This is a genomic window from Phenylobacterium sp. (assembly GCF_041919955.1).
Taxonomy (GTDB): domain Bacteria; phylum Pseudomonadota; class Alphaproteobacteria; order Caulobacterales; family Caulobacteraceae; genus Phenylobacterium.
The window spans coordinates 1-15223 of record NZ_JAYRSU010000004.1; the positions used below are offsets into that span (position 1 = coordinate 1).

Genomic DNA, 15223 nt, shown 5'->3' on the forward strand with positions numbered 1-15223 from the left:
ACGGAAGACCATCGAACACCGACGCTTGCAGCACCGCAAGCTCGCCGCTTAATATCAACCCCAGGACGAGGCCCGCGCTCCGCTAATCTACGCCGCGATCTGCGCCAAATGTTCTGACGACAGACAGCCTGATGAAGGCAAGCAGTTCCGGTGCCGGCTGAAACCACTCTCCATGACTGCGGTGGGCGGCGAACCTTACGTGGATATCTGCCTCCAGACGCCGGGCGTCATCCGAGTAGATCCATCCCAGAAGGCACAGCTCATCGGGGCTCCCGACGCGAAGGGTGCGTAGCCTGTCGCCCGCATCGGCGGCAAACCCGATCTTGACTAGGCGTAGTGTCCGAGCCTGGACAAAATACACATCTCCCGCTGTATCTGGCGGCATTCGGCTCAGGTGGCGACGATAGCGTTGGCTGGGAGTGCCTCGGGGAGATTTCGCGTCACGCATACGGCACAATGCATGGGCGCATGCGGCCTTTCAACAACAAAATCAGTATCTTATTAGGCGTCGCGACCGGAACCTAAATCCAGTGCGTCTACCAGTTCCGCCACACCCGCAACGGCGCTTCCATAGGCGTTCGCCCGGCCCCAACGCAAGCAAAAGGCCCGCTCCTCGCGGAGCGGGCCTTCGCAAAGCTTCAGCCGTAAGGCTTAGGCCGCGGCCATCGCGTTGCGGCGACGGCTCGAGCGGACCATCGAACCGACAGCGCCGAAGCCGATGATCATCATCGCCCAGGTCGCCGGTTCCGGCACGCCGCCCGGGTTCGGGTTCGGCAGGCTGCCGTTGTCGACCGACAGCGACGACTTGGAGAGCGTCACCAGCCAGCTGCCCTTGGTGCCCGTATCGATCTTCAGCAGCACTTCGAGACCGGCCGCGACTTCGTTGAAGAAGTTCGAGGTCAGGTTGAAGTTGGAGAACGAGTAGATGTCGCTGGCGCCGGCGAGGTTGCCGAGCTTCACCCACGAGCCTTCGTCCTTCACCCACACTTCGTCGATTTCGCCCTGAGCGGCGTCAACGTCGAACGCGCTGATGTTCAGGGTCGCCGTGGTGAAGGCCCCGGCGATGGCGCCGTGCTGATACGACCAGTCCTGGCCGTAACCGCGATAGTAGGGCGAGTTGTAGGTTTCAGCGGGATTCGGCACGAAGTAGCCGGTCGGCGCTTGAACGGTGTCGGTGTAGGGCGCAGCGGCGGCGGCGCCGGCGCTGAGCATGGTGACGGCCGCCGCGAGCGCGGCGGTACGCAGAGTTCCGAGCTTGAACATATGACCCCCAATGGTCTGGTGGACGCTACGCAAGGGCCCGATGGACCTTTGCGCTCAGCGAACGGTGGCATCTCGTTTACCTCTCGGCAACCAAAATTGGGCGCTTTCGCCATTTTTCCCGCAATGCGGGAAAGTCTAGTCGCCCAGTAGACGCCAAGCTTGACCATTGAAAAACCAGTAGAGCGTGCAGGTTAGCTGTGCGCAGCCCCTATCAACTCCGCCGCAAGTGGTAGAAGCGACAGCACCAGCAGAATCGCCATCCCGACGTTGAAGAAACGAAGCACGGCGGGTCGATCGAGGAATCGCCGCAGACCGACGCCGAATCCCGTCCAGCTCGCCACGCACGGAAGGTTGATGGCCGCGAACACCGCCGAAACGACGAGGATGTTAGCGACGTAATTGTCCTGCGGGGCGTAGGCGGTGACCGCGCCCAGCGCCATCGCCCAGGCCTTGGGGTTGACCCATTGAAAGGCCGCCGCCTGCAGAAAAGTCTGGGGCCTCGCCCCCGCTTCCCCCGTTCCCAGGCCGCGCGAGGTGGCGATCTTCCAGGCCAACCAGAGCAGGTAGAGGCCGCCCGCGACCGCCAGGACGTCATGCAACGCAGGATAGGCCGCGAACAGCCCGCCGAGGCCGAGCCCGACAGCGACCACCAGCAGGAAGAAGCCGCCTGTCACGCCGAGGAGGTGCGGGATGGTCGGGCGGAAGCCGAAATTGGCGCCCGACGCCATCAGCATCGTGTTGTTCGGTCCGGGCGTGATGGAGGACACAAAGGCGAAGACGCTGAGCGCCGCCAACAGCTCGGGGGTCAGGGATGTCATCGGGGAACTCCAGGAGAGATAGAGTCCGGCGACGGCTTGGGCCCTGAAAAGCGAAAACCCCTCCCGTCGCCGGAAGGGGTTTCAGATGCGGACCTGGCTCTGGCGAGCCCTAGACGCCTCTCCCCTCCGACGCGCCCATAGCGAGCGCCGCGGCGGCTGCCGCGCGTGCTGCAATAGCTACGATGGAGGAGGCGTTGTAGGTCATCGGCGCGCTGGTAGCATGCTCGCTGCGGTGCGGCAAAGGTCGAGACCGGCGGGGATGGAAAATTCGCCGCCGCGTGCCGGCTTAGCCGAGCCGGCCTTCGTACAGCCGCCGCAGGATCGTCGGCGCCAAGCCGGGCAAGTCCTCGGCTATCAGGCCTGGGCCATGCAGTTCGGCGGCCTCAGCGTGAATCCACGCCGCCGCGCAGGCCGCTTCGAAGCTCTCCATGCCCTGAGCGATCAGCGAGCCGATGAATCCGGCCAGCACATCGCCCGACCCGGCGGTCGCCAGCCAGGGCGAGCCGTTGCTGTTGACGCAGGCGCGGCCGTCGGGCGCGGCGATCACGGTGTCGGCGCCCTTGAGCAGCACGATCGCATCGGCGCGCTGGGCCGCGCGTCGAGCCGCCGCAATGCGGTCCGGCGCCTCCTTCAGCAGCCCTGGGAACAGCCGCTCGAACTCCCCCGGATGCGGGGTCAGGACGTCATCGACGTCGAGCACTGAGAACAGCTCCTCCGGATCGTCGCGGAAGACGGTGATGGCGTCGGCGTCGATGACCAGGGCCGCGCCGGTCCTGGCCAGGGCCATGACGTTGACCAGCGTGTTTTCGGTGACCCCGGCGGCCGGGCCGATGATCGCGGCGTCGACGTCGGCCGCAGCCTGCTCCAGCTCCGCCTCGGTGTCGAAGCCCTTGAGCATCACCGCCTCAAGGTGGGCGGCGTTGACCGCCAAGGCGTCGCTGGGCGAGAGGATGGTCACAAGCCCGGCCCCCATCCGCAGACCCGCGCGCGCGGAAAGGCGCGCCGCGCCGGTGTTCCAGGCCTCGCCCGACACCACGACCAGCCGGCCGCGGGCGTGCTTGTGCGAGGCGTGGGTAGGCCATGGGAACCGTGCAAGCCAGGCTTCGGGGCCATTCTCGATCAAGGCGCCGGGCGCCTCGGCAAGGCCGATGTCGGCGACGACCACTTCGCCGCACAGATCGTGCCCCGGCTGCAGGACGTGGGCAGGCTTCTTGGCGTGGAAGGTGACAGTCAGGCCGGCGATCACCGCCGGCCCCTCGGGCATGCCGGTGTCGCCCGGCAGGCCGGACGGCACATCGATCGCCACCACAGCCTCGGGATGCTCGGCCAGCCTTGCAGCTATGGCCGCCGCCTCGCCGTTCAGCGGCTTGGACAGCCCAGCCCCGAACAGGGCGTCGACATAGAGCCTGGCCTCAAGCGGGGCGTCGAAGGGCGCCAGCCCGCCATCCCACCTTGCAGCCGCAGCCTTGGCGTCGTCGCTCGCCGGGGCGGCCAGGGCGCGGACCTCGACCGGCCAGCCGCGTTCTTTCAACAGCCGGGCGACGACGTACCCATCGCCGCCGTTATTCCCAGGACCGCAGAGCACGCAGACCGGGCGCGGGGAGAACCGCTCGGCGACCGCATCGGCGACCGCCGCGCCGGCGCGCTCCATAAGCTCGATCCCGGGCGTGCCGGAGGCGATCGCAGCGCGGTCGGCGGCGGCGATCTCGGCCACCGTTAGAATCTTGCGTGCAGGCAAGGACGCCCCCGTACGTAACCTAGAGAACCTGAGTGGAGGCTTCCCGCCCCCGCTCCACCAGGGTCACACGCTCGCCGTCGGTGTCGAGGGTCGAGATCGAGGCGTGGTCCGGGCGGAAGACGAGAACGCGCTCCTCGCCCTCGAGATGCGACATCACGGCGTTGATCGCCACATAGTGCGAAAAAACTGCCGCTCCGCCCCTTCCCACCAGCGCCCGAACGACATCGCCGCGCCAGGCGTCATAATCGAGGTCGCCCTCGACGTCCTTCCAGCGCCCTTGGAAGACCGCGCGCAGCCAAGCCGGGCGCTCAGCAGCGCCGAGAGCCTTCGGGGTCGGAATCTCGCCGACGAACGGATCGATCTCAATCTCGACGCCCAGCGCCGCGGCGGTCGGGGCCGCCGTTTCGCGGCAGCGGCGCAGGGGCGAGCTGACCACGCGGGTCGGCCGCTCGGCCGGCGGCAGGCTCATCAGGTGATCGCGAGCGGCCCTCGCCTGGGCTTGGCCCGTCGCATCGAGGCCTGGATCCTCGTCGGCCTCGCCCCAGACGGCGGCGGGCTTGCCATGGCGGATGAGATAGAGACGGGACATCGGAGCGATCCGTACGAAGCTGTCGCGATGTCTCTCCTTAACCGCAAGCCCCACCGATGTCGCCGCCTCGAAGCGTTTGGGCCTTCAATGGCCGCTGCGCTCCGCACGGGGCCGCATATTGCGCTGCAATCTTCAGCAGTCGGCCGCAACACGCCTTTCGGGCGCGGTCGCTCGCCCGCGGAAAACGGCGCAAACCGGCACGAAACGCTGCATTTGCGGCGGCTTTCGACCTGATGGACGCCATACAGGCCGCGAAGTTGCGCACCGAACCGACCCTGATTATGCGTTTGCGGCGATGATCGCATTTTGGGCGCCGGGCGCCCAAAATTGCAGCATTCCGACCGCCGCATGCACTGGGCGCGAAACCGGGGCCCTATCCCCCTTGTGGCCCCCGCCCGGAGCGTGCTCGTAGCCCGCAAGCCGCTTCGGCGGCCCCACGAGTGAGCCTCGCATGAAAAAGATCGAAGCCATCATCAAGCCGTTCAAGCTGGACGAGGTGAAGGAGGCCCTGCAGGAGCTGGGCGTCCAGGGCATGACCGTCATCGAGGCCAAGGGCTACGGCCGCCAGAAGGGCCACACGGAGCTCTATCGCGGGGCCGAGTACGTCGTGGACTTCCTGCCCAAGATCAAGATCGAGGTGGTCGTCGCTGACGACCAGCTGGAATCGGCGCTGGAAGCCATCGTGGGGGCGGCCCGCACCGGCCGCATCGGGGACGGCAAGATCTTCGTGTCGGAAATCACCGACGTGCTGCGCATCCGCACCGGCGAGACCGGCGCCGCAGCGGTTTGACGACTAAAGTTTCGGGACTTCTTCTAAGGGGATAAGACCATGGCCACGACCGCCAAGGACATTCTGGACCAGATCAAGGAAAAGGACGTCAAATACGTCGACGTCCGTTTCACCGACATTCGCGGCAAGATGCAGCACGTCACCTTCGACATCGACCTGGTCGACGAAGAGTTCCTGACGGACGGCACCATGTTCGACGGCTCGTCGATCGCTGGCTGGAAAGCCATCAACGAGTCGGACATGAAGCTGCGTCCGGACCTGGAAACGGCGATCATCGACCCGTTCTATCAGCAGACCACCCTCTGCCTGATGTGCGACATCGTGAACCCGGACACCGGCACCCCCTACAACCGCGACCCGCGTTCGATCGCCAAGGCGGCGCTGAACTACGTGAAGGCCTCGGGCATCGGCGACACCGTCTATTTCGGCCCGGAAGCCGAATTCTTCATCTTCGACGACGTCCGCTGGTCCACCGCCCCGCACAACACCGGCTATTCCTACGACTCGACCGAACTGCCGGTGAACACGGGCAAGGAATATCCGGAAGGCAACATGGGCCATCGCCCGGGCCCGAAGGGCGGCTACTTCCCGGTGAACCCGGTCGATTCCTGCCAGGACCTGCGCGGCGAAATGCTGGCGGTCATGGGCGAACTGGGCATGAAGCCGGAAAAGCACCACCACGAGGTGGCGCCGGCCCAGCACGAACTCGGCCTCAAGTTCGACACCATGATCACCATGGCCGACCGCATGCAGCTCTATAAGTACGTCATCCACAACGTGGCGGCGGCCTATGGCAAGACGGCGACCTTCATGGCCAAGCCGATGTTCGCCGACAACGGCTCGGGCATGCACGTGCACCAGTCGATCTGGGGCGACGGCAAGCCGCTGTTCGCCGGCGACAAGTACGCGGGCCTGTCGCAGATGTGCCTGTGGTACATCGGCGGCATCATCAAACACGCCAAGGCGATCAACGCCTTCTCGAACTCGACGACCAACTCCTACAAGCGTCTGGTGCCCGGCTACGAAGCCCCGGTGAAGCTGGCCTATTCGGCCCGCAACCGCTCGGCCTCGATCCGCATCCCGCACGTCGACTCGCCGAAGGCCAAGCGCATCGAAGCCCGCTTCCCGGACCCGATGGGCAACCCCTACCTGACCTTCACCGCCCTGCTGATGGCCGGCCTCGACGGCATCATCAACCAGATCGACCCGGGCGCGGCCCAGGACAAGAACCTCTACGACCTGCCGCCGCGCGAGCAGAAGAAGGTTCCGGAAGTCTGCGGCTCGCTGCGCGAAGCCCTGGAAAACCTGGACAAGGACCGCGCCTTCCTGAAGGCCGGCGGCGTCATGGACGACGACTTCATCGACAGCTACATCGAGCTGAAGATGCAGGAAGTCATGCGTCTCCAGCTCCACCCGCACCCGGTCGAATTCGACATGTACTACGCGTGCTAGTCGAAGCCGCCTGAAGCGATCCTTGGGAAGGGCCGTGGAGCGATCCGCGGCCCTTTTCCTTTGATCTGTTCCCGATCGCCCGCCGACGAGCGCCCGATTACGGCGCAGCTACATTGACGGACGCTGTTCGGTTCCCCCTGATCGCGCCAAAGCCGGCCGACAAGGCCTGCGCCTGTCCTTGGGGGAACGCCATGAAGAGACTGCTTCTGACCACCGCCGCCTGCGCGATCGCCGCGGCGTTCGCCTCCAGCGCGCAGGCCGCGGGCTACGAGGCCCAGGTGGTCCGCACAAAGTACGGGATCCCCCACGTCACGGCCAAGGACTTCGGCGGTCTCGGCTTCGGCCAGGCCTACGCCTTCGCCCAGGACAATCTCTGCCTGCTGGCCGACAAGATCGTCACGGTGAACGGCGAGCGGACCAAGCACTTCGGCCCGGACGCCACCAATGTCGTAGCCTTCAGCGACATCAAGAACCTCGAGAGCGACTTCTTCTTTCGCGCCAATATCGACGTCGCCACCCTCCGCACGAACTTCCAGAAAGGCTCGCCCGACTACCGCGCGTTGGTCGAGGGCTATGTCGCCGGCTTCAACCGCTACTTGACCGACACGCCGCGCGAGAAGCGTCCCGCGGACTGCCGGGACGCCGCCTGGGTGCGCACGATCAGCGTGGATGACATGCTGCGCCTGAACGAGGAGCGGATGATCCAGGCCAGCGGCGGGGCGTGGCTGCGCCAGACCAACGGCGCGGCGCCGCCGGCCGCCGCGACGCCCGCCAAGGCCGCCGCCCTGCTCGGCCTGCCCAACATGGCCGAGCAGATCGGCCTCGGCTCCAACGGCTGGGCTTTCGGGCGCGACGCGACCAAGGCCAAGACAGGCCTGCTACTCGGCAACCCGCATTTCCCATGGGAGACGACCAACCGCTTCTACGAGATCCACCTGACCATTCCCGGAAGGTTCGACGCCATGGGCGTGACCATCGCGGGCGCGCCGGGGATTTCCATCGGCTTCAACAAGGACGTGGCCTGGACCCACACGGTTTCGACCGACCGCCACTTTACGCTCTTCGAGCTGGCGCTCGATCCCGCCGATCCCACCGCTTACCTCGTCGACGGCAAGCGTCACGAAATGGAGCGCCGCGAGATCACGGTCGAGATGGCCAGCGGCCCGCAGACCCGGCCCTATTACTCGACCATCTACGGCCCGGTTGTGGTCATGCCGCAGGCCGGCCTCAGCTGGACCGCCCAGCGCGCCTATGCTCTGCGCGACGCCAACCGCAACAACAGCGCCTCGGCCGGCGCCTGGCTCGACATCGCCCGCTCGCGCAACGTCGGCGAAATCCGCGCCGTGATCACCAGGACGCTGGGCATTCCCTGGGTCAACACCATCGCCGCCGATCGTCACGGCGAGGCGCTCTACGCCGACATCACCGCCACGCCGAACGTGTCGGCCCAGAAGCTGAAGGACTGCGCGCCGAGCGCCCCGGCCGCCAAGCTGGCCGACAGCGCCCGCATCTACGTGCTCGACGGCTCGAGCGCGGCCTGCGACTGGGACGCGCCGGGCCTGATGCCCGGAGCCTCGATGCCGGCGATGGTGCGTACCGACTACGTCGCCAACAGCAACGACAGCTACTGGCTGGCCAACGCCAAGGCCCCGATGGCGCCGGTCTCGCCCATCGTCGGCCCGACCGGGATCGCCCAGAACCTGCGCACCCGCTCGGGCGTCGTCGAGATCGACGCGCGGCTGGCCGGAACCGACGGCCTGCCCGGCAAGGGCTTCGACCAGGACGCGGTGAAGACCATGCTGTTCTGGAACAAGAACCACGCCGCCGAGCTGTTCCTCGATGACGTGGTCAAGGCCTGCGGCCCGGGCGGCTCGGCGGCGACGTCCGGCGGCAAGACGCTCGACATCGGCCAGGCCTGCGCGATTCTCGCCAAGTGGGATCGACGCATGGACAACGACAGCGTCGGGGCGATTCTCTGGGTCGAGTTCTGGCGCCTGGCCCAGCGCATTCCCGACGTCTATGCGACGCCTTTCGACGCGGCCGACCCGATCCGCACCCCGCGCGGCCTGAAGACCGACGAGGCGAGCGCGGCCAAGCTGCGTCAGGCCCTGGCTGGCGCGGTCGACGTGCTGCTGACGCAAGGCGTGGCGCTCGACGCGCCCTACGGGAGCGTCCACTTCGCCATTCGCGGCCAGGACAAGATCCCGGTCCACGGCGGCGAAGGCGGCGACGGGGTGCTGAACGCCCAACAGTCTCGGTGGAACGCGACCGCGAAGGGCTACGTGCCCTATCACGGCTCCAGCTACATCCAGGTCGTCACCTTCGACGCCAAGGGTCCGGTGGCCGACGCGGTGCTGTCCTACTCGCAGTCGACTGACCCGGCCTCGCCCTACTATGCTGACCAGACCTGGCTCTACTCTAAAAAGGGCTGGCGCCGCCTGCCCTTCCACGCCGCCGATATCGCCAAGGAGGCCGGGCCGGTCCTGAAGCTGAAGCAGGACTGATCGCGACGAGGGGCCGGCGGTGGGAGGTTCATCCACCGCCGGTAGCCGGCTTGCCGCAGGGTCGCATTGATCTGGCGGGCGTCGCCCTTCATATGGGTCGGTCTCGAATCGTTCCATTTTCCGGTCGCATGTCCCAGGCCCCTACTCCCCAAGCCTCGCTCTTCGACGACGCGCTCAATCCCGCGCCGGCCGCGCCGCTGGCGCAGAGCCATGAGCCGCGTCCCGATCCGGCGGCGCTGAGCGAGAAGCCGACCAGCGGCTATTCCGCCAAGGACATCGAGGTCCTGGAAGGCCTGGAGCCGGTGCGCAAGCGCCCCGGCATGTATATCGGCGGCACCGACGAACGCGCCCTGCACCACCTGTTCGCCGAAGTCCTGGACAACGCCATGGACGAGGCCGTCGCCGGCCACGCCAAGGTCATCGAGGTTCGTCTGGACGCGGACGGCCGTCTGACCGTCAAGGACGACGGCCGCGGCATTCCGGTCGACCCGCACCCGAAGCATCCGGGCAAGTCGGCGCTGGAGGTCATCATGACCGTCCTGCACTCGGGCGGTAAGTTCTCGGGCAAGGCCTACGAGACCTCGGGCGGTCTGCACGGCGTCGGTGTCTCGGTGGTCAACGCCCTGTCCGAGCGCGTCGACGTCACCGCCTGGAAGGACGGCTTCGAGTGGCGTCAGTCGTTCAGCCGCGGCAAGCCGCTAGGCTCGATCGAAAAGCTGAACCCGACCCGCAAGAAGGGCACGGCTATCAGCTTCCTGCCCGACGAGCAGATTTTCGGCGAAGGCTGCGCCTTCAAGCCGGCGCGCCTCTACCGGATGGCGCGCTCCAAGGCCTATCTGTTCGGCGGCGTGGAAATCCGCTGGAGCTGCGATGCGTCGCGCATCCATGACCAGACCCCGGCCGAGGCCACATTCCGCTTTCCCAACGGCCTGGCCGATTTCCTGGCCGAACGGGTCAAGACCATCGAGACGGTCACCCCCGAGCCCTTCGCCGGCCGCTACGAGCGTCCGGGCGAGACCGGCAAGGTCGAGTGGGCGGTCACCTGGACGCCGGCCGGCTTCGGCGAGGCCGACGGCTTCATGCAGTCCTACTGCAACACCGTGCCGACCCCGGAAGGCGGCACGCACGAGGCCGGCCTGCGCGCGGCCCTGACGCGGGGCCTGAAGCAGTACGCCGAACTGACCGGCGAGAAGCGCGGCGGGGTGATCACCGCCGAGGACGTGGTCGCCCAGGCCGGCGCCCTGGTCAGCGTGTTCATCGCCAATCCCGAATTCCAGGGCCAGACCAAGGAAAAGCTGTCGTCGACCGACGCCCAACGCCTGGTCGAGAACGCCCTGCGCGACCCGTTCGACCATTGGCTGACCGCCCAGCCCAAGGCCGCCAGCGCCCTGCTGCAGTTCGTCATCGACCGCGCTGAGGAGCGCCTGAAGCGCCGCCGCGACCGCGACGTCCAGCGCGCCTCGGCGACCCGCAAGCTGCGCCTGCCCGGCAAGCTGGCCGACTGCTCGGGCCAGGCCACCGACGGCACCGAGATATTCCTGGTCGAAGGCGACTCCGCCGGCGGGTCGGCCAAGCAGGCCCGCAACCGCAAGACCCAGGCGATCCTGCCCCTGCGCGGCAAGATCCTGAACGTGGCCTCGGCGTCGCTCGACAAGCTGACGGCCAACAAGGAGCTCTCGGACCTGCTGCTGGCGCTCGGCGTCCAGCCGGGCAAGAAGTTCAAGGAAGAGGACCTGCGCTACGAGCGCGTGGTGATCATGACGGACGCCGACGTCGACGGCGCCCACATCGCATCGCTGCTGATCACCTTCTTCTACCGCACCATGCCGGACCTGATCCGCGCTGGCCGGCTCTACCTGGCTCTGCCGCCGCTCTACCGCATGAGCCACGGCGGCAAGACCATCTACGCCCGCGACGACGCCCACCGCGAGGAGCTGCTGGCAACAGAGTTCAAGGGCAAGAAGCCCGAGGTCGGCCGCTTCAAGGGCCTGGGCGAGATGATGCCGGCCCAGCTCAAGGAAACCACCATGGATCCCATGAGCCGGACCCTGGCCCGGGTCACCCTGCCCCGCGCCGAGGAGACCGTCGAAGACCTGGTCGAGGCGCTGATGGGCCGCAAACCCGAGCTGCGCTTCCGCTTCATCCAGGAGAACGCGGAGTTCGCCGCCGAAGACCTGGACGTCTGAGCCCGCACCGGGCGGCTGGTTCGCCAGGCGCCTGCGACGCTCCGGGGGCGGCCCATAAGCGCCGCACCGGCCGCCTGACGGCGGCCGAACCCGGCTTTCGAAAGCGCTTCTGAGAACCGCAAAGTCCGGAACGCGTTGACTTGACGCCGTCTCTCCGTATCTTCCGGCCCGCGCGACGATCGCCGTACGCGCCGCCGCGGTCTGCCGGCTCCCCTCCTTGAGCGGGCCTTCCGCCCCCATTGCTGCTGAATGACCGAATTTTCCGAACTGGGCCTGTCGCCCGCGACGCTCCAAGCCGTTGCCGACACGGGCTACACGACCGCCACTCCGATCCAGGCGCAGGCTATCCCCGTCGCCCTCCAGGGCCGTGACGTGCTCGGCATCGCGCAGACGGGCACCGGCAAGACCGCCGCCTTCACCCTGCCGATGATCGACCGCCTCGCAGCTGGACGTTCAAAGGCGCGCATGCCGCGCTCGCTGGTGCTGGCCCCGACCCGCGAACTGGCCGACCAAGTCGCCGCCTCGTTCGAGAAGTATTCCAAGGGCCAGAAGCGCACCCTGTCCTGGGCCCTGCTGATCGGCGGCGTCTCATTCGGCGACCAGGAACTGAAGCTCGATCGCGGCGTGGATGTTCTGATCGCCACGCCGGGCCGTCTGCTCGACCACTTCGAGCGCGGCAAGCTGCTGATGACCGGCGTCCAGATCATGGTGATCGACGAAGCCGACCGCATGCTCGACATGGGCTTCATCCCGGACATCGAACGCATCTTCAAGCTGACGCCGCCGAAGAAGCAGACCCTGTTCTTCTCGGCGACCATGCCGCCGGAAATCACCCGGCTGACCAAGCAGTTCCTGAACGATCCCCAGCGGATCGAGGTCGCGCGTCCGGCCACCACCGCCGACACGATCAAGCAGCATATCATTCGCCTGCCGACCTCCGACCCGAAGGCCAAGCGCACCGCCCTGCGCATGCTGATCGAACGGGCCGAGGTCGATACCGGCATCGTGTTCTGCAATCGCAAGTCGGAAGTCGACATCGTCGCCAAGTCGCTGAAGAAGCACGGCTTCGACGCCGGCGCGATCCATGGCGACCTCGACCAGGCGACCCGCATGCGCACGCTCGAGAGCTTCCGCACCGGCGGCCTCAAGCTGCTGTGCGCCTCCGACGTCGCCGCGCGCGGCCTCGACATCCCGGCCGTCAGCCACGTCTTCAACTACGATGTCCCGCATCACGCCGACGACTACGTCCACCGCATCGGCCGCACCGGTCGCGCCGGGCGCAGCGGCGAAGCGTTCATGATCGTCACGCCGGCCGACGCCAAGAACATCGACAAGGTGCTAAAGCTCATCGGCAAGACGCCTGAAGAAGTCGTGCTGGAAGGCGTCGACTTCGCCTCGATCAAGGACGAACGTCGCGCCGGCGGACGCGAGCGCGGCGGCGGACGTGAACGGAGCGGTGGTCGCGAGCGCGGCGACCGCGGACGCTCACGCCCCATCGCCCCGCACGGCGAAGTCGCCTCGATGGAGCCCATCGCCCCTGCGCCCGAAACGGACGGGACCGAAGCGCCCAAGCGGCGCCCCCGCAACGCCAAGCCGGCCGCCGAGGCGCCGCCGCGCGAGCGTCCGGCGCGTGAAGAACGCCCCGCCCGCGAGGATCGTCCGCTCCGTCAGGAGCGCGCAGCGCGCGAGGATCGTCCGCCGCGGGACGATCGCTCGTCCCGGGACGAGCGCCCGCGCCGCGACCGCGGCGAGGATCGCGATCGGGTGGTCGGCTTCGGGAACGACGTCCCCGCCTTCCTGCTCCGCGCCCCGCCGAAGTCCCCAGCCAGCGAATAAACCCGTACTTCGCGGGCTTTAACGGCTCGTTCGGCTCTCCGCCGTTATCCTTTACCGAAATGTCGAAGCCGCCAGCAAAGCCGCTTCGCGGGGTTTCGGGGAAGACAGAATGTCGGGCGATATCGAGACGAAGCTGAGGGGACCGGGCGCCTATACCCTGGCCCGTCAGACCATGGACGCCATGGAGGCGCACCAGGTCTGGCCGACCGCGGTGAATTTCGAGCTCTGGACCCACTACGTCGCCGCGCCCGACAGCGCCCTCGGCCAGGAAATCGCCCGGCTGCTCTCGGCCGGCGAGGCCTTCACCGATACGCTCGCCGACGAGCTGGCCGCGACCTACCTGCCCAAGGCCAAGCTCAACGACCAGATCCGCGACGCGGGCGACGCGCTGACCAAGGAACTCGACGCCGTCAGCCGGGCCATCGATACCGCCCAGAAGTCCAGCGAAGCCTATGGTCAGACCTTGGCCGGCGCCTCAAGGACCCTCGCCCAGACCGAAGGCGTGGACCTGAAGGCGATGGTCTCCACCCTGATCGACGCCACCAAGCGCGTGCAGCGCGAGAATAAGGCGCTGGAGAAGCGCTTGTCGGAATCCACCTCCCAGGTCGCCAAGCTGCGCGAACACCTCGAACAGGTGCGCCGCGACGCCACGACCGACGGCCTGACCAACCTGGCGAACCGCAAGGCCTTCGACGAGGAACTGGAGCGAGCCTGCACCGACGCCCTGGAAGAGGGCCAGAACCTGACGCTGGCGGTTATCGACATCGACCACTTCAAGACATTCAACGACACCTGGGGCCACCAGACGGGCGACCAGGTGATCCGCTACGTGGCCAGCGTGATCGGCCGCGTCGGCGCCCCGCCCCGTTTCGCCGCCCGCTACGGCGGCGAGGAATTCGCCCTGATCTTCCCGCGCGAAACGGCTGCGGCGGCTGTCGCCGTACTCGAGGAAATCCGCGAGGAAGTGTCCTCGCGCATGCTCAAGCGGCGCTCGACCAACGACGATCTGGGGGCCATCACCGTCTCGGCCGGCCTGGCCGAACTGCATCGGGGCGAGAGCGCCCATGCGCTGATGGAACGCGCCGACAGCGCGCTCTACGTCTCCAAGCGTTCGGGCCGCAACCGCGTCACCAGCGCCGAGGCGATCGCCAGCGCGGCCTGACCGGGCCGCGCGATTTTCCCCTAGCCTGACGTCAGGACATCCCCTCTTTAGTTCGTGAACAACGAACCTTTGGGAGGGCGAGATGGCCTATTCGAAGATCAAGACCGCGGTCGAGAACGGCGTCGGCGTCATCACCCTGGCCGATCCCGGCACCCTGAACGCGGCGGGGCTCGACCTGATGGACGAGCTGAAGCAGGCCTTTGCAGCCATGCAGGCCGACGCATCTGTCCGCTGCGTGATCCTTACGGGCGAAGGCCGAGGCTTCTGCTCGGGCGCGAACCTTTCCGGCCGAGGCCCTGCGCCTGAGACGGCGGACCCCGAAGGCCCCGACGCCGGCGCGGCGCTGGAGAGCGTCTACAACCCGTTTGTCAAATCCCTCCGCGACTACCCCATTCCAATCGTCACGGCCGTGAACGGCGTCGCGGCGGGCGTCGGCTGCTCGCTGGCCTTGATGGGCGACATCGTGATCGCCGCGGAAAGCGCCTACTTCCTGCAGGCCTTCCGCCGCATCGGCCTGGTTCCGGACGGCGGCTCGACCTATCTGCTGCCGCGCCTGATCGGCAAGGCGCGCGCCATGGAAATGGCGCTCATGGGAGAAAAGGTCCCGGCGAAGACGGCGCTCGAATGGGGTCTGGTCAATCGCTGCGTGCCTGACGACCAACTGATGACGACCGCCCATGAGTTCGCGCAAGGCCTCGCCACCGGGCCGGCGGCTCTGGGCGCGATCCGCAAGCTGATTTGGGAAAGCCTGGACGCCGAGTGGTCCGACCAGCTCCATGCCGAGCGCATCGCCCAGAGGGGCGCCGGACGCACCGAGGACAGCCGCGAAGGCATCCTGGCCTTCCTGCAAAAGCGCCCGGCTCAATTCAAGGGGCGCTGATCCGG

The 15223-nt window shown here is 67.3% G+C and carries 11 protein-coding genes and 1 pseudogene; 7 read left to right on the forward strand and 5 right to left on the reverse strand.

Annotation, left to right across the window (positions count from 1 at the left end; genetic code table 11):
- Nucleotides 1-82: 82 nt before the first annotated feature.
- The 5 genes and pseudogenes from ACE3T2_RS04740 to ACE3T2_RS04760 all read right to left on the reverse strand — a co-directional run bounded on the left by ACE3T2_RS04740 (nt 83) and on the right by ACE3T2_RS04760 (nt 4408).
- Nucleotides 83-448 carry a GIY-YIG nuclease family protein gene (locus ACE3T2_RS04740; RefSeq protein ID WP_374655237.1) on the reverse strand — a complete coding sequence of 122 codons (366 nt, stop codon included), beginning with the start codon at nt 446-448 and terminating at the stop codon, nt 83-85.
- A gap of 203 nt (nt 449-651) precedes the next feature.
- Nucleotides 652-756: pseudogene (locus ACE3T2_RS04745) on the reverse strand (PEPxxWA-CTERM sorting domain-containing protein); the annotation flags it as partial.
- Nucleotides 757-1454: 698 nt separating this feature from the next.
- A complete protein-coding gene (locus ACE3T2_RS04750) occupies nt 1455-2081 on the reverse strand; it encodes a LysE family translocator (protein ID WP_374655239.1) in 627 nt (208 codons plus the stop codon).
- 286 nt (nt 2082-2367) lie between these two features.
- Complete coding sequence (locus tag ACE3T2_RS04755) at nt 2368-3795, reverse strand: NAD(P)H-hydrate dehydratase (protein ID WP_374655241.1); 1428 nt, start codon at nt 3793-3795, stop codon at nt 2368-2370.
- A gap of 43 nt (nt 3796-3838) precedes the next feature.
- On the reverse strand, nt 3839-4408 hold the full coding sequence (locus tag ACE3T2_RS04760) for a histidine phosphatase family protein (RefSeq protein WP_374655243.1): 570 nt from the start codon (nt 4406-4408) through the stop codon (nt 3839-3841).
- 451 nt (nt 4409-4859) lie between these two features.
- Here ACE3T2_RS04760 and ACE3T2_RS04765 point away from each other — a divergent pair, with 451 nt between their 5' ends.
- From ACE3T2_RS04765 to ACE3T2_RS04795, 7 genes are all read left to right on the forward strand, one after another.
- On the forward strand, nt 4860-5198 hold the full coding sequence (locus ACE3T2_RS04765) for a P-II family nitrogen regulator (RefSeq protein WP_374655245.1): 339 nt from the start codon (nt 4860-4862) through the stop codon (nt 5196-5198).
- A 39-nt stretch (nt 5199-5237) separates the two neighbouring features.
- Nucleotides 5238-6650, forward strand: a complete 1413-nt coding sequence (gene glnA / locus ACE3T2_RS04770; RefSeq protein WP_374655247.1) for a type I glutamate--ammonia ligase — start codon at nt 5238-5240, stop codon at nt 6648-6650.
- A gap of 191 nt (nt 6651-6841) precedes the next feature.
- Nucleotides 6842-9154: a penicillin acylase family protein gene (locus tag ACE3T2_RS04775; protein ID WP_374655249.1), complete on the forward strand. Its 2313-nt coding sequence runs from the start codon at nt 6842-6844 to the stop codon at nt 9152-9154.
- Nucleotides 9155-9282: 128 nt separating this feature from the next.
- Nucleotides 9283-11340 carry a DNA topoisomerase IV subunit B gene (gene parE / locus ACE3T2_RS04780; protein ID WP_374655251.1) on the forward strand — a complete coding sequence of 686 codons (2058 nt, stop codon included), beginning with the start codon at nt 9283-9285 and terminating at the stop codon, nt 11338-11340.
- A 249-nt stretch (nt 11341-11589) separates the two neighbouring features.
- Nucleotides 11590-13176: a DEAD/DEAH box helicase gene (locus ACE3T2_RS04785; RefSeq protein WP_374655253.1), complete on the forward strand. Its 1587-nt coding sequence runs from the start codon at nt 11590-11592 to the stop codon at nt 13174-13176.
- A gap of 109 nt (nt 13177-13285) precedes the next feature.
- Complete coding sequence (locus tag ACE3T2_RS04790) at nt 13286-14338, forward strand: GGDEF domain-containing protein (protein ID WP_374655255.1); 1053 nt, start codon at nt 13286-13288, stop codon at nt 14336-14338.
- 82 nt (nt 14339-14420) lie between these two features.
- Nucleotides 14421-15218, forward strand: coding sequence for an enoyl-CoA hydratase/isomerase (locus ACE3T2_RS04795; RefSeq protein ID WP_374655257.1), 798 nt, complete (start codon nt 14421-14423; stop codon nt 15216-15218).
- Nucleotides 15219-15223: the final 5 nt, after the last annotated feature.